The sequence below is a fragment of the Kaistella sp. 97-N-M2 genome, from assembly GCF_021513235.1.
Classification (GTDB): Bacteria; Bacteroidota; Bacteroidia; order Flavobacteriales; family Weeksellaceae; genus Kaistella.
This window is the reverse complement of record NZ_CP090976.1, coordinates 2,176,053-2,201,698: the sequence shown is the minus strand read 5'-3', so window position 1 is coordinate 2,201,698 and position 25,646 is coordinate 2,176,053. Positions and strand designations below refer to the sequence as shown.

Below are 25,646 nucleotides of genomic sequence, written 5' to 3'. Positions count from 1 at the left end.
AGAAATATTTTTAACGTAAAGATAAAACAAACCCTCCAACTATTGTTGAAAGGTTAATGTTTTGTTTAAATCGTTATCATAAACTCAAGGCAGGTTGTAAAAGCTGTTCCATTTTGCTTTTTACCTGATCCACAGAGCCTGCATAATTATTGATGAGCAGGGAGAAAACTAAAGTTTTACCCGTATTGGTTTTCATGTAGCCCGCTAAAGTTTTTACTCTATTCAACGTTCCTGTTTTCGCAAAAATCTGACCGTTGCCGCTTCCATAAAACATCCTTTTCAAAGTACCGGTCTGCCCACCGATTGGTAAAGAATCGAAATACGTTTTATAATATTTTTCATCCATTAATCCGGTTAAAAATTTAACCTGAGAAAGGGGCGTAACCAAATTGCTGTGGGATAATCCGCTGCCGTCAATGTAATTTAAACCACTTGTATCGAAACCGATCGATTTTAAATGTTCCACCACAACGCTTCTACCCGATTCTAAACTTTGATCGCCATTTTTCTGGAAACCGACCATTCTTAAAAAAGCTTCTGCCAACGCATTATCACTTCGCTGATTGGTATAATACATAATTTCGCTTAAAGTGGGCGACTGGTACGCCGTAATAATTTCACGCTTCTCCGGATTAAGATCCGTCGTTTTAGAAATTACCTTGCCGCTGACGGGAATGCCGCTTTTTACCAGGGTTGTCCGAAGCGTATTGGCTAAGTAAGACGGAGCATCCGGTAATTTTGTCGTCAAACCAATACCTTCAAATATATCGGCATACACCATCTGGTTGATGTAGGGCGAAATATAATAGAAGTTTTTACTTACCGCGAAAGGACTGGATTTTTTCGCGATGAGTTTTTCATTCGCCGGGCTGATTTCATATGTAGAGCCAACAGGCAGGTAATAATTTCCGTTTTCCAGCCACACAATATTTTGCGGCAAATTCTGCGATTTATTCGCTTTGAAAACTCCTGTCTGGATTATAATATCGCCATTTACTTTCTTGATCCCCTTTTCAGAAGCCGCCATTACAAAATCTGAAACAATGTCGCGATAGGATGAGGCGCCTGCTTTATTGGTTCCGAGAGACGGATCGCCGCTTCCTACAATATACAGGTTTCCCTGAAGATTGCCATCAGAATCGATATTGCCGGAATATTCAAACTGGGTGATCCAGCGAAATTTTTCTCCTAATAAACTGATTGCCGTTTCGGTCGTCAGCAATTTTGTTGTAGAGGCCGGAACCAACGGTGTATTTTCGTTATAAGAGCTAACGATCTTCTTTGTTTTCGGATCAAACACCACAAAACCCCAGTTCGCATTCCGAAGAACCGGATCGCTCATCATGGAATTGATGTTGATATCGACCAGTTCTTTCGCCGTCATTAATTTTTCCGTTGAGGTAAAATCTTTAACTGAATTGGCAGTCTGATTTTCGTAAGATTGAGGATAATTTGAATTGATAAAAGTTCCCTGCGAGTAGGCGAATGCTGAAAAAGCGAGGGCGGAAGAAATATAAATATTTTTAAGGCTAATCATTTAATATTGATTTATTTGATTATCGTTGATGAAAAGTGATTTGTAAAGGACATAACATCTTTCCAACGGTCAAAAGTATCAATTATTATCGGAACACCGCCTTTTAAGCTTATTAAAACCTTGAAAATTTTGTTAAACTTTGTTAAAAATCAACAAAAATCATCTTTTTAATGCTTTGATAAGCAGTTATTTCCTCAAATTCTTCCAGACTTTTTAAAACCAATTTCTTGTATTCGGCGTAATTTTTTCCTCGCGGAAGTTTAAGTAAGATTTGGTATTGGTACATTAAATTTAATTTTCCAATGGGCGACTTTTCCGGACCGAGAATGCATTCCGGTGGCAGATATTTATGGAGTACAGAACCCAGGAACTGCGAGGCGCGATTCACTTTATCTTCCTTTCGATGCTTCAGTTCAATCATAACGAGCTTAACGAAAGGCGGATACAAAAACTTTTTTCGTTCTTCCAGAAAATGCGTATAAATTTTGGCGGAATCATTTTCTTTAATTAGCTGGAAAACAGGATGCTCCGGATTGTAAGTCTGAATTAACACTTTTCCTTCGCCAGACATGCGTCCAGCTCTACCGGAAACCTGAGTGATGAGCTGATATGCTCTTTCCTCTGCGCGAAAATCCTGCACGTACAACATCGAATCTGCACGTGGGATTGCAACGAGTTCAATATTATCGAAATCCAGCCCTTTGGAAATCATTTGCGTTCCGACTAAAATTTCAGTTTCGCCTTCTTCGAGACGTTCGTACAGTTTTTCGTAGGCAAACTTTTTGCGCATCGAATCCACATCCATTCGATCCACTTCTGCTTCCGGAAAAATTTTGGACATTTCTTCGTGAATCTGTTCCACGCCCACGCCGCGTTCGTTCAGTTTTTCAGAATTGCACTGCGGGCAGATCTTCGGTTTTGAAGCTTTTTGACCGCAGTAATGGCATTTCATTTCGTTCGAAAATTTATGGTAAGTCATCACAACATCACAATTCGAACAGTAGTTGACGTAACCACAACTTTCGCATTCCACCACATTCGCATAACCGCGGCGGTTGTGAAGAATCATGGTTTGTTTTTTACGCTCCAGTTCAGCTTTAATTCCGTCGATCAGTTTTAAAGAAAAATTGCCTATAATTTTCTTCGAATCCTGTTCTTCTTTAAAATTGATGAGTTCAAATTCCGGAAGTTTTACCTTCCCAAACCTCTCACCAAGGAAAACATATGCCAGTTTTTCTTTTTTCGCCAAGTAATAAGATTCTACCGACGGAGTTGCAGAACCCAGAATCACATGCGCGCCGTACATTTTTGCAAGAATCTGCGCTGCATCTCTCGCGCTGAAAAAGGGCGAAACTTCGCGCGGCTTGTACGACGAATCATGTTCTTCGTCAACTACGATCAAACCTAAATTTTGGTAGGGCAGGAAAAGCGCATTCCGGGTGCCTATTAAAATTTTCAACTCATTATTTTTGACTCTGCGCCACACTTCTACCCTTTCAAAATCGCTGAGTTTTTGGTGGTAGTAACCAAGTTGTTTGCCGTATTTCTTTTCTAACCGCTGAACAATCTGCTTTGTTATGGCAATTTCGGGCAGGAGGAACAGCACATTCTTTCCAGACGCCACGGTTTCTTCAATCTTTTCGAGATAAATATGCGTTTTACCGGACGATGTGACGCCGTGCAACAGCACATTTTTCCCCTTATTGAACGCTTCGTCAACTTCTTGCTTAGCCAAAAGTTGCGCATCAGTTAATTCGTCTAAGATTTCAATCTCGCCTTCATAGCTTTGCAAACGGTCTTTTTGTAAAAAAAATTCCTGCACCAATTTTTTTTCTATTAAGGATTTCAGTTGCGAATGCGCAAAGTTTCCTTCTTCAAAAACATCGGATTTCTTGATATGCTTTTCCGGGTCTTCGGTGTGCTTTTCGAGCAATAACAGGAAAAGCTCCTGTTGTTTCGGCGATCGTTTCAGCGACAGCAGAATTTGGGCAAGGCTCTTTTTAGAAACCTCTTCTTCATTGATTTTCAGAAAAGCGATTTCTTTGGCTTTGTATTTCTCCGCAATTTTTTCGTCGATTTCGATGTATTGCAGATCGATAAGGGATTTAATGGTTTTTACAATCTCTTTTTTTGGAATAAAAGCTTCAATTTCCGTTAAATTAATGAGCTGCCGAACTTCCAATGCCTGGATAAGATACATTTCGTTGACATCTAAATTTTCGAAGTCAATAATCGCATTGGATTTTAATTTAAGATAAGTCTCACTTTCCAGCTTTAAAGAAGACGGAAAGGCAAAACGGTAAATCTCGCCAAGGTTGCAGAGATAATATGCGGAAAGCCACGTCCAGAAAGAGATTTGCTCCAAAGGAAGAATGGGAAACTCATCTAAAAGATTAATAATTTCCTTGGGCTCAAAATTTTCAGGCGCTTCGTCGTGCAGTTCAAAAACGATTCCGGTATAGATTTTCTTGCCGCGGAACGAAACCAAAACACGCATGCCGATCTCAATTTTTTCCGCAAGTTCGTCCGGAACTTTGTACGTGAAAGTTCCTTTTAAATTCAGCGGAAGAATTATCTGAGCAAAAGTCAATGTAATGCGATGTGAATTTGAAGAGGTTGCGTGCTTACAAATTTAGAAATAATTTTCGGCTAAAGCCAATTGCAGGACTTCCATTAAAAAAACGGGCTAAAGCCCGTCCTTATATCATTCCTGTTTATACAATTAAAAATTACCGTCCTTTTCTGCGGTCCAGTTCTTTCTGAATTAAACTCAGTTCGCGACCGGTTTGCCCAGCGACCGACGTATTTTCCTGTGCTCTGCGCGTTAAATACGGGACTACATCTTTTACCGGACCATAAGGCAGATATTTCGCCACATTGTACTTTTTATCGGCCAAATAAAAGGTGATATTGTCGCTCATGCCGTAAAGCTGCCCGAAATAAATGCGGTTGTCGCCGTTTTCCAGACCTTTGGCTTTCATTTTATCCATCACGAGTTCGGTAGAAGTTTCGTTGTGCGTGCCAAAAAATCCGGACACCTTATCAAGATTTGCCATGACGAAATCGATCCCATCATTATAATTTCGGTCGGAGGCATCTTTTGTTGGCTGAATTGGATCGGGATAATTCATCGCTGCGGCTCTTTCTCTTTCTTTTTCCATGTAGGCGCCGCGAACAATCTTATAGCCGATGAAATAACCTTTTTCTTTCGCGCGCTGCAGGTTTTGGTGCATATATTCCAAACGGCCGGTTCTGTACATTTGCACTGTGTTCCAAACGATGGGTTCTACTTTATTGTATTTTTCCATCATGTCTTCCACCAGATGGTCAGCGGCATCCTGCATCCAGGTTTCTTCCGCGTCGATCATGACTTTTTTATTGTTTTCGAAGCAAAGTCGACAGACTTCATCAAAGCGCTGCACAACCCTTTGCCACTCTTCTTTTTGACTCGTTGTTAACTCTACTTTTTTTCCGACGGCTTCATAAATATCAATTCGGCCAAAAGCGGTAGGTTTAAAAACGATGAAAGGAATCGCGGAATTTCCGACAGAGAAACGCACAATATCTTTAATTTCTTTACAAACGGCATCGAACGTGGCTTCTTCTTCTTTCCCCTCAATGGAGTAATCGAAAATACTTCCTACGCCACGCTTAAACATTTGATTAACTACTTTCATACTTTCTTCGCGCGTTTCGCCGCCGCAAAACTGCTCGAATAAGGTCGCTTTCACGACGTTTCCTGCAAAAGGAATGTTGTTGTGTACCGCAAAATTGAGGACACTTGTTCCTAATTTTGTTAAAAGTGGCTGTTCGATGAGTTTAAACATCCAGAAAGCTTTTCTAAGCTGAGAATCGGTTTTGTTGGCGAAGGCAAGTTGGGTATTGTTGAAAATGCTCATTGATGCTTTTTATTGAATGCAAATTTAATGATACTAAGTGAATTGATAAAACTAAATTAAAGTTTAATTTTGTGCCAAATTTAAGCAAAATGATTTCAATTTTAGATCAGGATTTCACGCAGTTTACTCCCTTTTTAGAGGATCTAAGTCCATCGAAACTTTTTATCCTTGTCGACGAAAACACGCATGAATATTGTCTTCCCCTGCTTTTGGCCAATCTGGAAACCGACATACCTTTCGAAATAATAGAAATTGAAGCCGGTGAAGATTTAAAAACCATCGAAACTGCCATTCAGCTTTGGGAAATTTTGTCGGAATTTGAAGCGGATCGAAAATCATTAATCATTAATTTGGGCGGCGGCGTTATTACCGATCTCGGCGGATTCGTGGCTTCAACCTATAAAAGAGGAATTAAATTTATTAATATGCCGACAACGCTTTTAGCCATGTGCGACGCGTCGATTGGTGGTAAAACGGGGATCGATCATCAGTTTCTGAAAAACATCGTAGGAACTTTTGCCACCGCCGAACATATTTTCGTTTACCCCGGGTTTTTAAGAACTTTGCCTTTCACTGAACTGAGAAGTGGTTTTGCAGAAATGTTGAAACACGGTTTAATTGCGGACGAAAAACACTGGAGTGATTTAATTGGTATTGAAGATTTGACCCCAGAAAACATTTTTCCATTCGTTGAAACTTCTATGAAGATTAAACAAAACGTTGTTGAAAAAGATTTTAAAGAACAAAACATCCGCAAAACACTGAATTTTGGGCACACCATTGGGCATGCACTGGAAAGTCTTTTCCTTCAGAAAGGGAAACCAATTCCGCACGGTGAGGCAGTTGCTTTGGGAATGATCTGCGAAACGCAGCTTTCTTATCTGGAAAATTTTATTTCTGAAGAAAGCGCCACGTCAATCATCGAAAATATAAGAAAGTTTTACCCTTATATTTCTATTGATGATTTCTCCACAGAAGAAATAATAGCACTTATGAAAAACGATAAAAAGAATTCGAAGGGAGAAATCAGTTTCTCACTGCTTTCTGGAATCGGGAGCTGTAAATTCGACTGTTCTGTAAGCGAAAAAAACATTTCTTATGCATTGCATTTTTATCAAAATTTGTCATAATTTCTAACTCTGCCATAATTTCGAGACAATCCGTAAAAACTGCCAGATCACAAAAGTAAAATTATTTACGAGTTTTAAATTACTCATTTTCAATTGTTTAATTTATAATTTTGTTAAACTGCTGTTTAATTTTTTTTTATAAAGATCATTTTTGGCACAGCTTTTGAGAGGTAGACGGTGTAAAACAAAATTTAAAACCGTGAACTGATAAGGTTTTTTTGATCATTATTATTTTTCATACAATATCAAATTAAAATCGAGAAAACTATTATCACATTCACAAAAAATTAATCAAAAATTTAGAATTATGAAAAAGTTAGTTTTAGGTGCAGCAATCGCAATGAGTTCATTGACATTTGCACAGTCATTTGGTGTTAAAGGTGGAATGAATGTATCTTCACTTTCAAACGATGCAGGATTAGATGATTCTTCCTCAAAAATAGGTTTCAACGCTGGTGTATTTTTAAATGCTCCAATTGCAACAAACTTTAGCATTCAGCCAGAGGTTTTGTATAACAATTTAGGATCAAAAGTTACATTAACTGATTTTGATATCAACAATGATAACTATACTGCAGAATATGCTCGTCACTTAGATTACATCTCTGTACCAGTAATGTTTCAGTACAATGCAACACCATCATTTTATTTAGAAGCAGGACCACAATTCAGTTTCTTAATTGATGCTCGTGATAAATACAAGAGTACAAAAAATGGATCTACAACAGATTCTGATACTCGTGATTTAAACACAGATTCTTTCAATACATTTGATTTTGGAGTTGGATTAGGTGCAGGATATTGGATTACTCCAAAATTCGGTATCAATGCAAGATATAATGCTGGTTTCACAGATATCTATAAAGAAAACAATGGAGATTCTGTAAAAAACAACAACTTCCAAGTTGGATTGGCTTACAAATTTAATTAAGATGAAATCTTAAGATAAAGAAAAAGGTTGAGAAATTTCTCAACCTTTTTTCTTTTTTTATTCATCTGTAAAATCCGGGTTCGGACCAGCCGGAACCGGATATTTTTCGGTAAAGCATCCAAAACAATGATTGGAACTGCCTAAAATTAGTCTTAAATTATCCATCCTTAAAAATTCCAGAGAATCGACTCCCAGATAGTTTCGGAGTTCTTCCACATTCATATTTGCAGAGATTAAATCGTCTTTTGATGGCGTGTCGATACCGAGATAGCACGGCGCAATAATAGGTGGGGAAACGCTTCTGAAATGAATTTCTTTCACTCCTGCCTCTTTTAAAATTTTAACCAGCCGTTTCGAAGTGGTACCCCGGACGATGGAGTCATCGATGATCACTACCCTTTTTCCCTTGATTTCAGAGACAATTGGGTTCAGTTTTAAATTAACAATTCTTTCGCGCATTTCCTGGGAGGGAACGATGAAACTTCTGCCGATATATCTGTTTTTGATGAGAACCGGACGGAACGGAATGCCGGAAGCAATGGAAAAACCAATCGCGGCAGGAACCCCGGAATCGGGCACACCGATAACGATATCTGCTTCTACAGGTGCCTGTTCCCAAATTTTCATGCCCGATTTTTCCCGAATCTCGTGCACGTTTATGTTTTCCAGGATCGAATCCGGACGTGCAAAATAAATATATTCGAAAGCACAGATTCTTTTTTCGCAGTTTTCTTTAACAAGAAAACTTTTTAAACCTATTTCGTTTTCGCTGGTATAAACAATTTCGCCCGGTAAAATATCGCGAACATATTGTGCTCCAACCGCGTCTAAAGCAACAGATTCGGAGGCAGCAACATAAGTCTTTTCGTCGATTGCACCTAAAACCAAAGGACGGATGCCATGAAAATCCCGAAAGGCAAAGAATTTATTACGCGTCATTCCCACAACGGAATAAGCACCTTTAATTTTTTCCATTGTCGCCTTGATGGCGCCCCGTAAACCCAGATCCAGATTTTTTTGGATAAGCCTTAAAATCACTTCAGAATCGGAAGTTGCTTTGAAGACCACTCCTTCCGCCTCCAGTTCTTTTTTAAGTTCCTCGGCGTTGGTCAAATTACCGTTATGCGCGATGGACAGGATAATCTGATCATACTCATTTTTCGCGAAGAATGGTTGAAAATTGTACTTCTTCTTATCGCCCGCCGTGGTGTAGCGCGTGTGCCCAATGGCAGAGTTCCCCATAAAAGTTTCGGGATTGCGAATTTCTTTGAAGACATCCAGAACTAAACCTTCATCTTTAATATTGAAAATTTTCCCGTCGTTCATTACAGAGATGCCGCAAGCTTCCTGGCCCCGGTGCTGTAGGGCAAAGAGACCAAATTGGGAGAGAGAAAAAGTATCCAGATCGGTAGCGGAATAGAGACCAAAAATACCACATTCTTCCGATGGCGCATCAAAAGGATCTTCGGCTTTAAGCAAGTTTCTGCCGTAGCTTCTTTCCTTAAACTGGTTCAGATAGTCTTTTCTGTGTTGTTGTAAGTCTTTCATTTTTATCCTCACCCTAACCCTCTTCAAACGGAGAGGGAGTAAGGTTTTTTATTTGTTCAGAATTTTTTTTAATCGTTCGTAGATTTCTACGTAAGCTTCAGTAACATCGCCTAAATCTCTCCGAAACCGGTCTTTATCGAGTTTTTTCAGGGTGTCTTTATCCCAGAGTCTGCAGGTATCGGGGGAAATTTCGTCTGCTAAAATAATTTTGCCGGTTGAATCTTTGCCCAATTCTATTTTGAAATCTACCAAAATAATATTCATTTTAGCAAAGAGATCAATTAGAATGTCGTTAATATCAGAAGTCAGTTCATACATATCGTCGAGTTCTTCGTAAGTGGCGGCACCCAGAAAAACTGCATGATGGTCGTTAATAAGTGGATCTCCCAAATCGTCTCTTTTATAACACAGGTCGAAAATAGTGACGGGAGATTTAATTCCTTCTTCAACTCCCAACCGCTGCGCCATACTGCCGGCAGAATAATTACGAACCACCATTTCGAGGGGAATAATTTTCACTTTTTTAACCAGTTGTTCCCTTTCATCTAATTTTTTGATGAAGTGCGTGGGTATTCCTTTTTCATTTAAATATTCGAAAATCAAAGTTGTAATGGCGTTGTTCATTTCGCCTTTTAAATCTACACTTCCTTTTTTTGCGCATTGAAGGCAGTTGCATCATCTTTAAAACGGACAATCACTTCTGTGGGATTATCGGTTTCGAAGACCTGCTTTGCTTTTCCTTCATAAAGCATTGCTCCTTTTGTCATTTTATTTTTTTCTTAGATTTTTATTAAAATTCCTGTAAGAACGGCTATTCCGAAACTTAGCAAAGTTCCTATTAAGACATATTCTGTGAGTTTTCTCTGTTTGGCTTCGGCCAGATCGCTGAAGCGGAAAACCGATTTTGCAGCGATCATAAATCCTACTCCTTCCCAGTGGTTTACCAGAATAAAAACAAAGACCAGAAGTCTTTCCAAAATTCCGATGTATTTTCCGGCATTAACCAGAGATTCTGTTTTTATTTTGCTGTGGTCGATGGTGACGGGTGTCCAGAAAGAGATAAGTGTTTTGATCAGTATTGAACAGGGAATACTGAGAAAAACTACGGCGGTGATGAGTTTTAAACTTTCTGCATTGAAAAAATCGTCCCAACGGAAATAGGGAAAGTAAAAAAAGGAGACGACCGCGATCACCAGTACATGTAAAAACTGATCGATAAAAAACCAGATTCTTTTGGTTTTGGAAGTTTGAAAAGTCAGTTTCGCCAGATCGATAAAAAAATGCGTAATGCCGATGATTAAAGCAATCCACCACAAATTAAGATCCCATAAAAAAAGCAGCGCCAGCAGTGTGTGAATAAGAACATGAAAATAAAGGTAAATGCTTCGGCCCTTTTTTACCTCTTTCTCAGCCACCCAAGAATTGGGCTGAAGAATAAAATCTCCCAATAAATGTGCTAATATGAGGTTGGTGAAAATCATTTATAATTCGGCGATTTTTTTCCTAAAATATTGGTCTGTTTCCTGTAACAATTCAAAATTGGCGCGTTTAAGTCTCTGGCTTACGGAAGATTGCGTGATGTTTAACTCGCGGGCCAATTCGTCCTGGGTGAGATCTGAATTCCGCAATAGCTGATGAATAATTTCGGCAGTTGCGGCGGTCCAGTTATCGAAATCGATAGCGGCCCATTTGAAAAGGATATTTAAATCTCTGTTTACTTTGTCGTTTTCCGTCTGAATGGCGAGCGTTTTTCCGAGCGCTTTTATATCCGTAAGCAGACGGCCGGAATTCACGTACGCAGAGCCATTTGATTCTGTGATTTTTTCGGACCGAAAAATTTCATTACCAATTCCAATGGCGATGCGGACGTCTAAATTTTCCGCCGTCTTTATGAGCGATTTGATGAGCAATGCTTTGTGAAAGACCTCATCAACACTGCATTTTAACTGAAATTCATCCCCGCGGTAAACTTCCCAATTACTAGGAGTCTCGGACCAAGTTCCCAGCAAATCCTTCAGCATGGGAAGCCAGGCTTCCGTGTCTGATTTTTGAGAATTGATAATATCTCCGGTTATAATCGCAATCATAGGACAAATATAAGCAAATATACTAATAAGTAAAACATATAAGGTTAATAGCTAATAATAACAGTTTTATTTAAATGAAAACATAAGTTCAAAAGCTAATAATACCATATTATAAGCAAAACACCTTATAATATTTAAAATTAACAATCACGTTTTTATTTAAAATATTCCACGCCATTCTTAAAAATATTATGATAATTGGCCGTTGGAATATTTTTCATCAAACCTTCCGCAAAACGTTCCGGATGTCCCATTCTTCCAAAAATCTTCCCGGATTTAGAGGTTAAGCCTTCAATTCCAAACATTGCGTTGCTCGGATTGAACGGCATTCCGTGCGCAACTTTTCCTTCCTGATTAATATACTGCGTTGCAATCTGGCCCTTTTCATACAAGTCCTGAATGACTTTTGCGGAAGCCATAAACCGGCCCTCACCATGCGAAATAGGAATTGTATAAACCTCATCCTTCATTCCTTTTAACCAGGGCGAATCGTCGTTGATCACTTTCACCTCCACCATTTGGGAAATATGCCGTCCAATGGCGTTATGCGCCAAAGTTGGCGAGTCCGCACTGAGGTCACGAATTTCTCCATAAGGCAGTAAACCCGATTTTACCAAAGCTTGAAAGCCGTTGCAGATCCCGAGAATCATTCCGTCGCGTTCCAATAACTGATGCACGGCATTTTTCATCTTTTCATTTTTAAAAACATTAACGATGAATTTTGCCGAACCATCCGGCTCATCTCCCGCGGAAAAACCGCCCGATAAAACCAGGATTTGCGACTGATTAATTTCCGAAATCCAGGCATCTAAACTTTCATTTAAAAGTTGATGATTGAGATTAGTTAAAGGTAAACCCGATACAACTGCGCCTTCTTTTCGAAAGGCATTTTGCGTTTCATATTCACAGTTTGTGCCGGGAAAAATCGGTGCAAAAACTTTCGGCTGCGCCAGGCGGTGTTTGAAAATATTGATCGTTCCGGCCTGAACTGAATTCAATTTCGAATCGATTTCAACGACAATTTTCTCATTTTCTTTTGTAGGGAAAAGCTCTTCAAAAGTTCCGGTCCAAACTTCAAGCAGTTTTTTGATATTAAATTCATAAGAGCTGATCTTCAGCGTTTCCGAGTTTTCGACCTCACCAATAAATTGAAGTAAATCATTTTCTAAATCCTGCGTAGTTTCAATGATTAAACTTCCGATATTCTTCGTTAAAAGCAAATCTTCATCAACCTTAACATTTGCGCCAAGATGATTTCCAAAACTCATTTTTGCCAGTGCCACTGCAACTCCACCCTCTTTGATTGTCTTCACTGAAACAATCTTTTTCGACTTAATATTTTCAAGAATGAAATCAAAGATCTGTCTTAAATCTGCATAATTTGGCATTCCATTTTCCTGCGGAATATGGTTGAATAAATACAGTTTATTTCCGGCTTTTTTGAATTCAGGTGAGATAATGTTTTTCTTTTCGCCGTTCGCACACGCAAAAGAAATCAACGTCGGTGGCACGTGAATATTCTGGAAACTTCCACTCATCGAATCTTTCCCGCCAATCGCGGCCAATTCGAAATTCATCTGCGCATCGTACGCTCCAAGCAAAGAAGCCAAGGGTTTCCCCCACTTCTCCGCATCATTTCCGAGTTTTTCAAAATATTCCTGAAAACTCAAACGGATATTTTTATAATCGCCACCCATGGCAACGATCTTGGCAACACTCTCAACAACAGCATTTGCAGCGCCAACCAGGGAGTTTTGAGACGATATATCGGCATCAAATCCCCAACTTGCCAAAGATACTGTTTCGATGTTTTTGGCGTTTAAAACCGGCAGCGTCTGCACACTTCCTTCCATTTCGGTCAACTGATGTTTTCCGCCAAACGGCATTGCAACCGTGGTTCCGCCGACAGTAGAATCAAACATTTCCGCCAGGCCTTTTTGGGAAGCTACATTTTTATCGGAAAGGATTTTAAAGAAATTCTCTTCATTAAATTCAATGGCTTCGTTTTCAAGCGGCTGCAAATGCGATACTTCGGCACGCTGCGTTTTCGCACAACCATTGGTATCTAAAAATTCCCGACTTAAATCCACAATTTTATTCCCCTGCCAGAACATCTGCATCCTACCGGAATCCGTCACTTTTGCAATTTCGACGGCTTTAATATTTTCTTCTTCGCAGAACCTGATGAATTTTGCTTTGTCTTTCGCGTCAATAACAACGGCTATTCTTTCCTGAGATTCAGAAATGGCGAGTTCAGTTCCGTTTAAACCTTCATATTTGCGCGGCAGAATATCAAGGTTAATTTCGAGGGAATCTGCGATTTCGCCGATGGCTACAGACACGCCACCAGCGCCAAAATCATTCGATTTTTTAATTAAAGTCGTGACTTCCGGATTTCTAAAAAGTCGCTGAATCTTGCGTTCTTCTACCGCATTTCCTTTCTGAACTTCGGTTGACAAAGTATGAATCGAGGTTTCGTCCTGAACTTTAGAACTTCCACTGGCGCCGCCCACGCCGTCTCTACCGGTTGCGCCGCCCAGCAAAATAACGAGGTCACCATTTTGCGGTTGCTCGCGTTTTACCCAGTCTTTCTTCACGGCGCCCACGACAAAACCGACTTCCATGCGTTTTGCTTTGTAACCCTCGTGGTAAATTTCATTTACCAAAGTGGTGGCCAAACCGATTTGGTTTCCGTAGGAAGAATAGCCGTTTGCGGCTTGCTTTGTGATTGTCCGTTGCGGAAGCTTTCCGGGTAAAGTTTCAGAAATTGGTTCCAAAACATTCGCTGCGCCGGACAAACGCATCGCCTGATAAACGAAAGCTCTGCCTGACAAAGGGTCGCGGATTGCGCCGCCCAAACAGGTTGAAGCGCCACCAAAAGGTTCAATCTCCGTTGGATGATTATGGGTTTCATTTTTAAACAACAAATACCACGGTTCTTTCTTGCCATCAAATTCGGCTTCGATCTCAATCGTGCAGGCATTAATTTCATCGGAAACGACTAGATTTTCGAGTTTACCGGTCTTGTGAAAAAATCGGGCACAAACTGTTGCTAAATCCATCAGAGAAATCGGCTTCAATTCTCTACCTAAGAATTTTCGTTTTTCTAAATAGTCATTAAAAATCGTTTGTAAAGTAGATTTAAAGGAATCATTGAACTGAATATCAGTCAGTTCCGTCTCAAAAGTCGTATGACGGCAGTGATCACTCCAGTACGTATCCAAAACCTTAAGTTCGGTTTCAGTCGGATTTCGTTTTTCTGATTTAAAATAGTTTTGAATAAATTCGAGATCATCGATTCCCAAGGCAAAGCCGTGATCTTGATAAAATGTCTTTAGTTCTTCCGCCGAGAAATTGGTGAAACCCTCATGAATAAAAACAGGATCCGGCGTTTCTTCCACGGGAATTTCAAATTTCGACAGATCTTTGACCTGAGATTCAACCTTATTAATTAAAAGATTCTTAATGCTTTCAAGTTCACTTTCGGAAACTCCAAACAGTTCGATGAGCTTTCCACTTCGCACTTTGCCGCTTTCATTTTCTGTCAGCAAGGCGATGCACTGTTGGGCAGAGTCTGCGCGCTGATCGTATTGTCCCGGTAAAAATTCTGTAGCAAAGTGAACGTTTTTCGCGGGATTGTCCGTGTGCAGAATGTCGGTCACAGGGTCCACAAAAGTATTGTTAATGACCTGCGAAAGTTCGTCGTCATTCACGCCAAAAATATCGTAGATGTTGTAAACTTTAACGTCTTTTATATTTGAGGCGATATTTTTAATTTCATTAAAAAGTTTCGGACTTTCAACATCGAAAATACCTTTTTTTTCTACGAAGATTCTTTTTTTAGACATGTTTTATATGTCGCTCCGTGGGAGCTTAATTTGTTAGATTATAATTTCTGCCAATATTTCGCTCCGTCGAGCTCAAAAAAAATGCAGCCAAAAAGACTGCATTAATAAATTATACTTTAAGGTCGGCTTTTAACCCGATTAATTCGGCGTATTGATCCAAGATGGGTTTCACCTCGTTTTCAATAAACTCTTCGGTTTGAACCGGTGCGAAACCGATAAAATTTTTCGGGTCGAGCACGTCTCTTAATTTCGATTTATCCATTTTTAAGGAAGTGTCGTTCATAATTCTGGCAATAAGATCGTTGTCCTTGCCTTCCTCTTTAACCTTCTTGCTGGCTTCCATAGAGTGAACACGAATACTTTCATGAATTTCCTGACGGTCGCCGCCGGCTTTCACTTCTTCCATAATGATGTATTCGGTCGCCATAAAAGGAAGTTCTTCCATAATATGTTTCTGAATTCTGTTTTCGTACACCACGATGCCGTTCATGATATTATTCCAGATCAAAAGAATAGCATCCACTGCTAAAAACGCCTGTGGAATGGTTAATCTCTTGTTTGCAGAATCGTCCAAAGTACGTTCGAACCACTGTGTAGACGCGACCATTGCGGAACTTGTAGATAGTGACATCACGAATTTTGCCAAAGCACCGATTCTTTCAGAGCGCATGGGATTTCTTTTATAAGCCATTGCCGAGGAACCAATTTGGTTTTTCTCAAAAGGTTCTTCAATTTCTTTTAAATTCTGAAGCAGACGTAAATCATTGGTGAATTTATGCGCAGACTGTGCAATATTTGAAAGTAATGCTACCACTTTCGCATCGATTTTTCGATCATAAGTTTGTCCGGAAACGCCGAAAACTTTGTCAAAACCAAAACGCTTCGAAAGTTCTTTATCCAGATGTTTTACTTTAGAATAATCGCCATCAAACAACTCCAAAAAACTTGCAGCAGTACCGGTCGTTCCTTTTACACCACGAAATCTTAAAGTTTCCAGAAAAAATTCCAGTTCTTCGAGATCTAAAATTAATGATTGCAACCACAATGTCGCGCGTTTTCCGACGGTGGTCAATTGCGCGGGCTGGTAATGCGTAAAGCCAAGAGTCGGCAAATCTTTGTATTGAAGTGCGAAATCGGAGAGATTTTTTCATCACATTGATCAATTGTTTTTTGATCAATAAAAGTCCGTCGCGCATTTGAATGAGATCGGTGTTATCGCCTACAAAGGCTGAAGTGGCACCCAAATGAATGATTCCCTTTGCCAGCGGAGCTGCGTCGCCGTACGTGTGAACGTGCGCCATCACATCATGACGGAATTTCTTTTCATAATCCGCTGCTTTTTCGTAATCGATCTCCTCCGCATTTTCTTTCAGCTGCGCGATTTGCTCTCCGGAAATGTCGAGACCTAAATCTTTTTCAATTTCCGCCAGGGCAATCCAAAGTTTTCGCCAGTTCCGAAATTTGTTGTTGGGAGAGAAATTATAGAGCATTTCCGGACTTGAGTAACGTTCTTCAAGCGGATTTTTGTAGGAATTCATTCTTTCTTTTTTACTTGCACAAATTTAAGGAAAAATTTTGAGCCTTAAAACTTATTTTCGGCCGGTAAATTCCTTCATCGTATCATAAATTCCAAAAACATTTTTCATTACCCAATCAAAAACCGGAATCGGCAGAATACCCTGGGACAGCCGAATAAACCAATACGGAAGTGGCATAGCAAGCATTTTCGTTTCCTTCTCAATTGCCGTGATAATCCGTTCTGAAGTTTTTTCGGGCTCCAAAATTGGCAGCACTTTCGATTTAACACCATCGAACATGCCGGTATTGATGAAGAACGGCATAATGGTCATCACCGAAACATTTTTCTTTAACTGTTCCATTTCCAGACGAACACTGTCGCCCCAACCGATCACGGCCCATTTCGAGGCGGCATAAACCGACATTTTGGGATTAGAAATTAAACCGGCAGATGAAGCGATGTTACAGACGGCACCCAAATTTTGCCGAATCATATCAGGCAGAAATTCCAAAGCAATATGCATTGGCGCATTTGCATTGATGTGCATGCTTTTTTCGATCTGATCGTGCGTGTGTTCGTGAAAATATTTTCCAACAACAATTCCGGCGTTGTTGATCAGAACGTCGACGGTTCCCACTTCTGTCCGGACGCGCTGCGCAGTAATTTTAATTTCGTCGGGGTTAGAGATATCAACTTTGAAAGTAGAGATTTCGCCGCCTATTTTTGAAAATTCTTCTTTGGTTTGAAGCAGTCCCACCTCATTAATATCCCACATGATCAATTTGGAACAACCTCTTTCCAAAGATTTTCTGCCCATAATTTTTCCGATTCCGGAACAGCCGCCCGTGATCAAAACCGTTTTATTTTTAAAATCCATAAAGTTTGTCTAAATATTTTTAAGCTAAATTTGTTTGGATTGATACTTGTTATAAAGTCCCTCGAATTTTGTATGTAAAATTCAAAAAAAGCCGACCGCAGCAATTTAGAAATAAAACAATGAGTTTCCCAGAAATATTAAGCCACCAAAGAGAATTTTTTAACAGCCAAAAAACGAAAAATCTGAATTTTCGGAAACTATATCTGAAAAAACTGAAAGAAATTTTGATTAAAAATGAAGATCTTCTGTACGAAGCCATTTATAAAGATTTCGGGAAATCCAAGTTTGATACGTTCACTACGGAGATTTCTTTCGTCCTTAAAGATATCGACTACTATTTAAGCAACTTAAAATCGTTATCGAAACCGAAGAGCGTCCGAACAAACCTCGCGAATCAGTTTGGATCCAGCAAAATTTACCGCGAACCTTTGGGTTGTACGCTGGTTATCGGCGCCTGGAATTATCCGTATCAATTATCACTTTCGCCCATGGTTGCGGCACTTGCGGCGGGAAATACATGCATTTTGAAACCCAGCGAAGTGGCAGAACATTCCATGAAAGCGATGGCGAAAATCATCAACGAAAATTTTCCTGCAGAATATCTTTATGTCGCGGAAGGCGGCATCGAAGAAACCACGGAAATTTTAAAACTGAAATTCGACAAAATTTTTTTCACGGGCAGTTCGCGCGTAGGCAAAATTATTTACGAAGCCGCAGCAAAACATTTAACGCCCGTTGTTTTGGAACTGGGCGGAAAAAGTCCCGCGATTGTAACGTCTTCGGCAGATTTTGAGGTCGCTGCGAAAAGAATCGTCTGGGGAAAATTTTTAAATTCCGGGCAAACCTGCGTGGCGCCGGATTATATTTTGGTGGATGAAAAAGTGAAAGACAGTTTTTTGGATTCGCTAAAATCCTATATTCAGAAATTTAATTATGAGCCGGAAGCAAAACATTACACGCAAATCATCAACACGAAAAATTTCGAAAGACTCACCGGATTAATTGATCGTGAGAAAATTTTCTATGGCGGCGGTTCTGACGCCGGGAAAAGATACATCGAACCGACCATTTTGCAAAACGTAACCTGGAACGACGCGGTGATGCAGGAAGAAATCTTCGGACCAATTTTGCCGGTACTGACGTTTAAAAATTTCAATGAAGCCCTGTTACAAATCGCTGAACATGAAAAGCCCCTTTCTGCATATCTCTTCACCGATAAATCTGAAGAAAAAGAAAACTTCATTTCCAAAATCTCATTTGGTGGCGGCTGTATCAACGATGTGGTGATGCATTTAAGCAACGATTATTTACCTTTTGGCGGCGTTGGGAATTCCGGTATGGGGCATTATCACGGGAAATTCGGCTTTGCGGCCTTTTCTCATGAGAAGGCAATTCTAGACCGCGCAACCTGGGGCGAACCGGATTTAAAATATCCACCTTACTCGAAAAAGAAATTGAGCTGGATTAAAAAAGTGCTATAAAAAAAGTCTCGTCATTGGTTTGGCGAGACTTTTATAATTTACGATTTCGGACCCCATTTGGTAAAGAACTCCTTCGTTTTCTCCAAACTGTAGCCTTTTCCATCTTCCAGAACTGCGCTGTCCTGCGTGTGAATCTGTTTTCCGTTTCCGTCTAAAACAATAAATACGGGATAGCCGAATTTCTCCCCGGGATTGCCATATTTTGCAAAAACCTTTTCGTTCTTGTTTTCCGGCGAATAATTCAGGTGATAATAAACGTAGTTTTTATCAACAATCTCATTCAGTTCCGGCGTTGTCTGCACATAATTATTAAACCTCAAACACCAGATACACCAGTTTCCACCCGCCTGAATCATGACATTTTTGTTTTCTGCTTTCGCCTGCTTTACAACTTCGGCAATTTTTGCTTCTGCATCTTCTTTATCGTTGTACAGTTTTGGCAACTTGGCAATCTCCTCTTTGGCGGCTTTTTTCTTGGCTTCCAAAATTGCCGTACTATCAGCTTCAACCAAAAGCGTCTTATCTGCCGTATTTTCGGCTTTTACCGTTTCGGTTTTCTGCGAGCAGGCCAAACTTGTGATGAGCACCGAGGATAAAGCGAAAACTTTTAAAGTAGTATTTATCATTTTTTTTGTTAAATTAATTGTTCACCGCAAATTAACAAAATTAGAACTAACCGTAAAGTTTATTATGATTAAATTTGCAATCTGTTTATGAAATTTCTCTTCAAAATTATCCTGCTCTTTTCCCAACTTCCGTTTCGGATTTTGTATGCACTTTCGGACCTTACCTTTTTCGTTATTTATTACGTGATCGGTTACCGCCGAAAAGTGGTTCTGGAAAACCTGCAGAATTCTTTCCCAAAAAAATCCCCGCAGGAAATCAAAAAGATTGAGAAGAATTTTTATGTGAACTTCTGCGATTATATTACCGAAACCTTTAAATCATTCACAATTTCATCCACGGAACTGCGCGTTCGCGTACAGCATTTGAATCAGGATGTTTTTCACGAGGCGAAGGCGGAAAACAAAAATGTGATATTACTGGCGGGACATATTTTTAACTGGGAATGGTACAACGCTTTGGCAACTATTATTCCTCAGGAAAAAAGTTTCCCGGTGTACCGAAAAGTGCAAAGTAATTTTTGGGAAGAAAAAATTAAAAGCCTGCGCAACCGTTTTGGTAATGAAGCTTTGGAAGCGAAAGAAGTAATTCGCCACATTTTTAAAAATCCTAACGATGGAAATTCGGTTTACATGTTTGTGGCCGATCAGACGCCGCATTTTTCGGAGGTAACGTATGGCTTAGATTTTCTAAATCAGAGAACGCCGGCATTTGTCGGATACGATAAATTATCCACAAGAATGGATCTGGCTTTCGTTTTTTGCGAAATGAAAAAAGTAAAACGGGGCTTTTATCAAATTAATTATTACCGAATTCATCCCGAAGGCGAAAAATTTAAAGAATTTGAAGTGGTAAAAAAGTTTCACACCTTGCTCGAAAATACCATTAATAAAAGGCCGGATAATTATTTGTGGTCGCACCGCCGCTGGAAATACCAAAACGCCATTAAAGTAATGGGATAACATCCCTGTCTTATTAATTACGATCCTCAACAATTGAAAGCAGCAATCGCAATATTAAACTGGAACGGCAAAAATTGGTTAGAAAAATTTCTTCCCAACGTTATTGAAAATTCGGCGAACGCTGAAATTTTTGTCATCGACAATGCTTCCACGGACGATTCTGTTTCTTTTTTAAAGGAAAGATTTCCGCGCGTTCACCTTGTTGTTAATGATAAAAACTACGGTTTTGCAGGCGGTTACAACGAAGGGTTAAGGAGCATCGACAGCGAAATCTTTTGTCTCTTGAATTCTGATGTAGAAGTCACTGAAAACTGGATTGACCCGATTATAAGTCTCTTTAAAAAGGATCCGACAATTGCGGCGGTTCAGCCCAAAATTTTAGATTACAACCGAAAGGAATATTTCGAATTTGCAGGCGCGGCCGGTGGTTTTATCGATAATTTAGGTTTTCCGTACTGCCGTGGCAGAATTTTCGAAAACATCGAAAAAGATCTGGGACAATACAACGACGAGCGCGAAATTTTTTGGGCGTCTGGCTGTTGCTTTTTTGTGCGGTCGCAAGATTTTTGGGCCCAAAATGGTTTTGATGCGCGGTTTTTTGCGCATCAGGAAGAAATCGATCTCTGCTGGCGCTTCAAAAATGCCGGCAAGAAGATTTTCTACACCGGAAAATCGACGGTTTACCACGTCGGCGGCGGCACTTTAAATAAACAAAGTCCACAGAAAACATTTCTGAACATGCGGAATAACCTTTCTATGCTTTTAAAAAATATGCCCGTTGCCACTTTGCTTTGGGTAATTCCGGTTCGGTTAATTTTAGACGGCTTTGCCGGAATTTATTTCGGTCTTCAATTTGGATTCTCTCATTTTTGGGCGGTTTTGCGCGCGCACGGCAGTTGGTACGCACAGTCTTATGGAACGATGAAACTTCGCGGAAAAAATCAGATAAAAAATTATTACGGCACGAAATGGCTGATCTTTAAACATTTCCTCAAAATCTCTAAATAATTTTCTACAACTGGTCCGGATTTCTTATAAATAGACTTAAATTTATAAGACCAATGAAAATAGATATTTATTTGATTCTTACCGTCGCCGCTATTGTAATCCTAATCATAGGCTTACTTATCTATTTTTTTCAACACAAATTTTTCTTTCATCCTGAGAAACTTTCTCCCGATTTTAAGTTTGCTTACGATCATTTAAAGGCCGAAGAAAAAACCGTGGAGACGGAACCCGGCGCAAAAATTAATTATCTGCATTTTCAGGTGGATGAGCCGAAAGGCGTCGTGCTTTATTTGAAAGGAAATACGAAAAGCATTAAAGGCTGGGGAAAATTTGCAATCGATTTCACGCGGTTAGGCTACGAAGTAATTATGATGGATTACCGCGGTTTCGGCAAAAGCACGGGAAAGAGAACCGTGGAAGCAATGAAACGCGATTCCCAGTTCATTTACGATATTACGAAATCTGAGTTTGCGGAAGATAAAATTGTGGTTTACGGACGGTCGCTGGGATCCGGCTTCGCAGCAAGACTTGCGGCGAAAAATAATCCGCGACTCCTGATTCTTACTTCTCCACTCTATTCGCTGTTGCGTACGATCCATCGGTACCTTCCATTTATGCCGGCGAAACCTTTTCTGCGTTATAACATTCCTACTTTTCACTATTTGAAAAATGTCCGTTGCCCGATAAAAATCATTCATGGCAGCGACGACCGATTGGTTCCCATCAGCACGGCCGTTGATTTGTCGGAGATCAATCCAAAGCTCACGCGTCTTTACGTTATTTTGGGCGCCGGACATATCGATGTCCATCAGTTCGAAGAATACCACCGCGTGATCGAAGAGATTTTTGAGGAAAAGCCCAGTATTTTCGCGGCGGAGAACACTACCCTCAATTATTCTCACCGGAATTAATCTTTTGGTAAAATCAAAAAAATTATCTTTGTCTTAATTAAAACTTTTAATGGAATTACTCATCATTATTTTACTCGTCTTGCTGAACGGAGTTTTCGCAATGTCGGAAATGTCGCTCGTCTCCTCCCGAAAATTTAAACTTGAAAACTCGAAGAAAAAAGGCAGCGCCGGCGCAAAAAAAGCTCTGGAGCTTTCCGAAAATCCTACCAAATTTCTGTCCACCGTACAGATCGGCATCACGCTCATCGGGATTTTACTTGGGGTTTATTCCGGCGAGAACCTGACGAACGATTTTAAAAATTTTCTGGATCAGTTTGCTTTCCTTCAGTCGTTTTCGAAGCCTTTGGCAACGGTAGGCATTGTTATTTTCATCACCTATCTTTCGATTCTGTTGGGCGAGTTATTGCCGAAAAGGATTGCGATGACGTTCCCGGAAAAAATCATTACGATGCTCGCGAAACCCATGGATATTCTGTCGAAAGTGACCTCGCCTTTCGTGCTCTTGCTTACGACTTCCAATAATCTGTTGTTAAAAGTTTTAGGAATTAAAAGCACCTCAGACAGCATCGTCACAGAAGAAGAAATTAAATCCATTGTTCGAGAAAGCGCGCAGGAAGGCCAGATAGACCAAATCGAACATAATATTGTAGAGCGCGTTTTTGAGTTGGGCGACCGTAAGATCAACACACTTTTAACGCACCGAAATGCGATGAGTTATCTCAATATCACAGACAGTCTGGAAATTGTTCTGAAAAAAATCAGCGACAACAAGCACAGCGCCTACCCCGTAACGTCCGGTCACAGTTTGGACTACATCACCGGAATCGTTTTGATGAAAGACCTTTTCCCTATCGAAAATCCCGAAAGCTTTGAGCTGAAGAACCATCTTCGCCAGCCCATTTATCTGAATGAAAATTTCTATGCGTACAAAGTCCTCGAAATTTTTAAGAAGGAGCAAAACCATTACGGAATCGTCATTGACGAGTACGGAAATACCGTCGGGATGGTTACGATGCACGATGTTCTCGATGCTTTGGTGGGCGACACGTCGACGGATGAGAACTTTGATTACCGAATTGTTCAGCGCAGCGAAAATTCCTGGCTGGCAGACGCGCAGTTTCCGATCGTTGAATTTATCAAATATTTTGATCTAGAGTACGAATTCGATAACAAAGACAATTACACCACATTGGTTGGATTTTTCCTGAATGAAAGAGGCTCCACCGAAGTTGGAGACAAAGTGAAAATTGAAGATCTGGAACTCGAAATCATCGATAAGGACCGACAACGCGTTGATAAAATTCTGATCACGCGAAACGCGCTATAACCGAATATCAATGGGAAAACTGCTTCAATATCTTCAGGAAAAAGTGGTGTTTTTACCCGTTGCGCTTCCGCAGGAACACGAATTCGATTTTGAAAACAGCTTCGAAGAATATCTTTGGAAAACCCCGTTCGAGGGCAAAATAAATGCCTTACATTTTCAAATTAAAAATCCGAAAGGCGTAATTTTATATTTTCACGGCAATTCCAACAACCTGCATCGCTGGGGAAAAATCGCGGGCGAACTTCGCCATTTTGGGTACGATATTCTGGTGATGGACTACCGCGGTTACGGCAAAAGTTCCGGTCCACGCAATGAGGATTTTCTTTATTCCGACGCTTTTTTCGCTTTCGAATTTGCAAAGAAAAAGTACGGCGAAGAAAACGTTGTCGTGTACGGACGCAGCTTAGGCGGCGCTTTTGCCTTAAAAGTGGCAGCAGAAAACCAACCTAAACTCGTGATTTTAGAGGCCGCTTTTTACAATCTGCAGGACATTGTGAACCGCTGGCTTCCCGTTCAGATCACGGACAAGGTGGCACCAAAAATGACATACCACTTTTTATCGAATGAAACTATTGTCGGTCTTAACGTTCCGCTTTATCACTTTCACGGCACGAAAGATTCGGTTGTGCCGTTTACTTCCGGCAAAAAACTGTTTGAACTTTTCCAAAATCAAAAGCCGGACATCGAAAAAAAATTCATCAAGATCGCGGGAGGAAAACATGATGACCTGGCGAAATTCCAAAAATTTCGGGAAGAGCTTCAGATGATTCTTAGCCAAAAATAAGGTGTCGTCAAAAATTCAAAAATAATATGGCAGAATATACTTCGTTAGCACAAAGAGAAAGTGATTTATTCAACTGTCTTAACTGGATTTTTTATAATTTTGCGGGCCGGCTTCCTACTCTTTGGAACTCCGGAAAACTCTTAATTTAAATGATTGATTTCTGCGCTATCGATTTTGAAACTGCTACACACGAACGGCATTCTGCATGTGAGATGGGAATTTGTGTGGTTGAAGGCGGCGTGATTGTAAAAACCCAAACGTGGCTCATCAAGCCGCCAAGTTTTCCGTATTTTCATCCGAGAAACATCGAAGTTCACGGTATAAATCCACACGATGTTCAGCACGCTCCTACTTTTGATGAAATCTGGCATGAAGCTGAAAACTTGATGTATGGAAATCTGATGATCGCGCACAACGCCGGCTTTGACGCGGGCGTTTTAAGAAGCTGTCTAGATTACTACGGTTTTTTTAAACCGAAACTTAACTATTTATGCAGCATTTCTTTAGCCAAAAAATCCTGGAAAGATTTGCCCAAATATGGTTTGAAATCGTTAGCCGATCAGCACAATATTCAGTTTACGCATCACAGAGCGGGTGCCGATGCAGAAGTCTGCGCCAAAATATCGCTCCTCGCGTTTGAAAGGTTGATGCTTACGAGAAATGATGAAGTAAGTGAGGTGCTGAAAAAAAATCTGAAAATTCTTTAGGGGGACTTTTCAGGATCAATTACTCAAAACCTGCGCTACCAAATTGAATTTTGGAATTTCAATTTCGATTTCATCATTGGTGAGAAGGTGGGTGCAAAAATACGTTCCAGACATATTTCCCACGCCAGACCGTAAGACCACATTCGAAAAATATTTGAAGTTGTCGCCCGGGTGAATTTCGGGAGTTAAGCCTATTACACCATCGCCACTGACCTCTGTAAAACCAAAGCCAACATCGTAAATCAGCCATTTTCGCCTTTTCAGTTTGATGGGAAATTCGCTCAGGTTTTCGATGGTAATGTTGTAGCGGAACACAAAACGATTCTCTGAAGGAAAACTGTTTTTAACGTCGTATTCCGGAGTTACGGAGACTTTAATGTCGAAAGTAGTTGTAGAGAACATATTTGTGTTTTTTTTTAGGAATACAAAAATCCCGCCCTTTTGCGGGCAGGATTTAAATATCTGA

The 25,646-nt window shown here is 40.1% G+C and carries 19 protein-coding genes and 2 pseudogenes; 9 read left to right on the top strand and 12 right to left on the bottom strand.

Going from position 1 to position 25,646, the window contains the following annotated elements; genetic code table 11:
* Window positions 1-76 precede the first annotated feature (76 nt).
* The 3 genes from dacB to L0B70_RS10215 form a co-directional block, all read right to left on the bottom strand.
* Window positions 77-1,537: a D-alanyl-D-alanine carboxypeptidase/D-alanyl-D-alanine-endopeptidase gene (gene dacB, locus L0B70_RS10225; protein ID WP_235141700.1), complete on the bottom strand. Its 1,461-nt coding sequence runs from the start codon at window positions 1,535-1,537 to the stop codon at window positions 77-79.
* A 142-nt stretch (window positions 1,538-1,679) separates the two neighbouring features.
* Window positions 1,680-4,127 (bottom strand): primosomal protein N', encoded by a 2,448-nt coding sequence (priA, locus tag L0B70_RS10220; protein ID WP_235141699.1) that lies wholly within the window; start codon window positions 4,125-4,127, stop codon window positions 1,680-1,682.
* 139 nt (window positions 4,128-4,266) lie between these two features.
* Entirely contained in the window at window positions 4,267-5,436 is a 1,170-nt protein-coding gene (locus L0B70_RS10215) for a proline dehydrogenase family protein (protein WP_235141698.1), read from the bottom strand.
* Between the two features lie 89 nt (window positions 5,437-5,525).
* Here L0B70_RS10215 and aroB point away from each other — a divergent pair, with 89 nt between their 5' ends.
* Both aroB and L0B70_RS10205 read left to right on the top strand, forming a co-directional pair.
* Window positions 5,526-6,566, top strand: a complete 1,041-nt coding sequence (aroB, locus tag L0B70_RS10210) for a 3-dehydroquinate synthase (protein WP_235141697.1) — start codon at window positions 5,526-5,528, stop codon at window positions 6,564-6,566.
* Between the two features lie 307 nt (window positions 6,567-6,873).
* Window positions 6,874-7,497 (top strand): porin family protein, encoded by a 624-nt coding sequence (locus tag L0B70_RS10205; RefSeq protein ID WP_235141696.1) that lies wholly within the window; start codon window positions 6,874-6,876, stop codon window positions 7,495-7,497.
* 57 nt (window positions 7,498-7,554) lie between these two features.
* On the opposite strand, the gene purF is transcribed toward L0B70_RS10205, so the two are convergent.
* The 7 genes and pseudogenes from purF to L0B70_RS10170 form a co-directional block, all read right to left on the bottom strand.
* Window positions 7,555-9,045 carry an amidophosphoribosyltransferase gene (gene purF, locus L0B70_RS10200; protein ID WP_235141695.1) on the bottom strand — a complete coding sequence of 497 codons (1,491 nt, stop codon included), beginning with the start codon at window positions 9,043-9,045 and terminating at the stop codon, window positions 7,555-7,557.
* Window positions 9,046-9,093: 48 nt separating this feature from the next.
* A pseudogene (gene purC, locus L0B70_RS10195) lies at window positions 9,094-9,812 on the bottom strand (phosphoribosylaminoimidazolesuccinocarboxamide synthase).
* Between the two features lie 12 nt (window positions 9,813-9,824).
* Entirely contained in the window at window positions 9,825-10,526 is a 702-nt protein-coding gene (locus L0B70_RS10190; RefSeq protein WP_235141694.1) for a DUF3307 domain-containing protein, read from the bottom strand.
* Entirely contained in the window at window positions 10,527-11,132 is a 606-nt protein-coding gene (locus L0B70_RS10185; RefSeq protein WP_235141693.1) for a SatD family protein, read from the bottom strand.
* Window positions 11,133-11,287: 155 nt separating this feature from the next.
* Window positions 11,288-14,980 carry a phosphoribosylformylglycinamidine synthase gene (locus L0B70_RS10180; RefSeq protein ID WP_235141692.1) on the bottom strand — a complete coding sequence of 1,231 codons (3,693 nt, stop codon included), beginning with the start codon at window positions 14,978-14,980 and terminating at the stop codon, window positions 11,288-11,290.
* Window positions 14,981-15,089: 109 nt separating this feature from the next.
* A pseudogene (purB, locus tag L0B70_RS10175) lies at window positions 15,090-16,518 on the bottom strand (adenylosuccinate lyase).
* Between the two features lie 51 nt (window positions 16,519-16,569).
* Window positions 16,570-17,376 carry an SDR family oxidoreductase gene (locus L0B70_RS10170; RefSeq protein ID WP_235141691.1) on the bottom strand — a complete coding sequence of 269 codons (807 nt, stop codon included), beginning with the start codon at window positions 17,374-17,376 and terminating at the stop codon, window positions 16,570-16,572.
* A gap of 119 nt (window positions 17,377-17,495) precedes the next feature.
* Here L0B70_RS10170 and L0B70_RS10165 point away from each other — a divergent pair, with 119 nt between their 5' ends.
* Window positions 17,496-18,857, top strand: coding sequence for an aldehyde dehydrogenase (locus L0B70_RS10165; RefSeq protein WP_235141690.1), 1,362 nt, complete (start codon window positions 17,496-17,498; stop codon window positions 18,855-18,857).
* A gap of 38 nt (window positions 18,858-18,895) precedes the next feature.
* Here the strand turns inward: L0B70_RS10165 and L0B70_RS10160 are convergent, their stop codons facing one another.
* The gene (locus tag L0B70_RS10160; protein ID WP_235141689.1) at window positions 18,896-19,483 is read right to left on the bottom strand and encodes a thioredoxin family protein; all 588 of its coding nucleotides are present in this window, start codon (window positions 19,481-19,483) and stop codon (window positions 18,896-18,898) included.
* 87 nt (window positions 19,484-19,570) lie between these two features.
* On the opposite strand from L0B70_RS10160, the gene L0B70_RS10155 reads away from it, so the two are divergent.
* From L0B70_RS10155 to L0B70_RS10130, 6 genes are all read left to right on the top strand, one after another.
* The gene (locus L0B70_RS10155) at window positions 19,571-20,443 is read left to right on the top strand and encodes a lysophospholipid acyltransferase family protein (protein ID WP_235141688.1); all 873 of its coding nucleotides are present in this window, start codon (window positions 19,571-19,573) and stop codon (window positions 20,441-20,443) included.
* 33 nt (window positions 20,444-20,476) lie between these two features.
* On the top strand, window positions 20,477-21,451 hold the full coding sequence (locus L0B70_RS10150) for a glycosyltransferase family 2 protein (RefSeq protein WP_235141687.1): 975 nt from the start codon (window positions 20,477-20,479) through the stop codon (window positions 21,449-21,451).
* 53 nt (window positions 21,452-21,504) lie between these two features.
* On the top strand, window positions 21,505-22,362 hold the full coding sequence (locus L0B70_RS10145; RefSeq protein WP_235141686.1) for an alpha/beta hydrolase: 858 nt from the start codon (window positions 21,505-21,507) through the stop codon (window positions 22,360-22,362).
* 49 nt (window positions 22,363-22,411) lie between these two features.
* Window positions 22,412-23,689 (top strand): hemolysin family protein, encoded by a 1,278-nt coding sequence (locus L0B70_RS10140; protein WP_235141685.1) that lies wholly within the window; start codon window positions 22,412-22,414, stop codon window positions 23,687-23,689.
* 10 nt (window positions 23,690-23,699) lie between these two features.
* Window positions 23,700-24,473, top strand: coding sequence for an alpha/beta hydrolase (locus L0B70_RS10135; RefSeq protein ID WP_235141684.1), 774 nt, complete (start codon window positions 23,700-23,702; stop codon window positions 24,471-24,473).
* A 149-nt stretch (window positions 24,474-24,622) separates the two neighbouring features.
* Window positions 24,623-25,180 (top strand): 3'-5' exonuclease, encoded by a 558-nt coding sequence (locus L0B70_RS10130; RefSeq protein WP_235141683.1) that lies wholly within the window; start codon window positions 24,623-24,625, stop codon window positions 25,178-25,180.
* 15 nt (window positions 25,181-25,195) lie between these two features.
* On the opposite strand, the gene apaG is transcribed toward L0B70_RS10130, so the two are convergent.
* A complete protein-coding gene (apaG, locus tag L0B70_RS10125; RefSeq protein WP_235141682.1) occupies window positions 25,196-25,582 on the bottom strand; it encodes a Co2+/Mg2+ efflux protein ApaG in 387 nt (128 codons plus the stop codon).
* Window positions 25,583-25,646: the final 64 nt, after the last annotated feature.

What these genes read in the sequence shown, in the direction of transcription:
- L0B70_RS10155 (WP_235141688.1), top strand. Translation starts at nt 19,571, where the DNA reads ATGAAATTTCTCTTCAAAATTATCCTGCTCTTTTCCCAACTTCCGTTT.
- purF (WP_235141695.1), bottom strand. Translation starts at nt 9,045, where the DNA reads ATGAAAGACTTACAACAACACAGAAAAGACTATCTGAACCAGTTTAAG.
- L0B70_RS10160 (WP_235141689.1), bottom strand. Translation starts at nt 19,483, where the DNA reads ATGATAAATACTACTTTAAAAGTTTTCGCTTTATCCTCGGTGCTCATC.
- L0B70_RS10185 (WP_235141693.1), bottom strand. Translation starts at nt 11,132, where the DNA reads ATGATTGCGATTATAACCGGAGATATTATCAATTCTCAAAAATCAGAC.
- aroB (WP_235141697.1), top strand. Translation starts at nt 5,526, where the DNA reads ATGATTTCAATTTTAGATCAGGATTTCACGCAGTTTACTCCCTTTTTA.
- apaG (WP_235141682.1), bottom strand. Translation starts at nt 25,582, where the DNA reads ATGTTCTCTACAACTACTTTCGACATTAAAGTCTCCGTAACTCCGGAA.
- dacB (WP_235141700.1), bottom strand. Translation starts at nt 1,537, where the DNA reads ATGATTAGCCTTAAAAATATTTATATTTCTTCCGCCCTCGCTTTTTCA.
- L0B70_RS10140 (WP_235141685.1), top strand. Translation starts at nt 22,412, where the DNA reads ATGGAATTACTCATCATTATTTTACTCGTCTTGCTGAACGGAGTTTTC.
- L0B70_RS10190 (WP_235141694.1), bottom strand. Translation starts at nt 10,526, where the DNA reads ATGATTTTCACCAACCTCATATTAGCACATTTATTGGGAGATTTTATT.
- L0B70_RS10215 (WP_235141698.1), bottom strand. Translation starts at nt 5,436, where the DNA reads ATGAGCATTTTCAACAATACCCAACTTGCCTTCGCCAACAAAACCGAT.
- L0B70_RS10135 (WP_235141684.1), top strand. Translation starts at nt 23,700, where the DNA reads ATGGGAAAACTGCTTCAATATCTTCAGGAAAAAGTGGTGTTTTTACCC.
- L0B70_RS10145 (WP_235141686.1), top strand. Translation starts at nt 21,505, where the DNA reads ATGAAAATAGATATTTATTTGATTCTTACCGTCGCCGCTATTGTAATC.
- L0B70_RS10130 (WP_235141683.1), top strand. Translation starts at nt 24,623, where the DNA reads ATGATTGATTTCTGCGCTATCGATTTTGAAACTGCTACACACGAACGG.
- L0B70_RS10205 (WP_235141696.1), top strand. Translation starts at nt 6,874, where the DNA reads ATGAAAAAGTTAGTTTTAGGTGCAGCAATCGCAATGAGTTCATTGACA.
- L0B70_RS10180 (WP_235141692.1), bottom strand. Translation starts at nt 14,980, where the DNA reads ATGTCTAAAAAAAGAATCTTCGTAGAAAAAAAAGGTATTTTCGATGTT.
- L0B70_RS10170 (WP_235141691.1), bottom strand. Translation starts at nt 17,376, where the DNA reads ATGGATTTTAAAAATAAAACGGTTTTGATCACGGGCGGCTGTTCCGGA.
- L0B70_RS10165 (WP_235141690.1), top strand. Translation starts at nt 17,496, where the DNA reads ATGAGTTTCCCAGAAATATTAAGCCACCAAAGAGAATTTTTTAACAGC.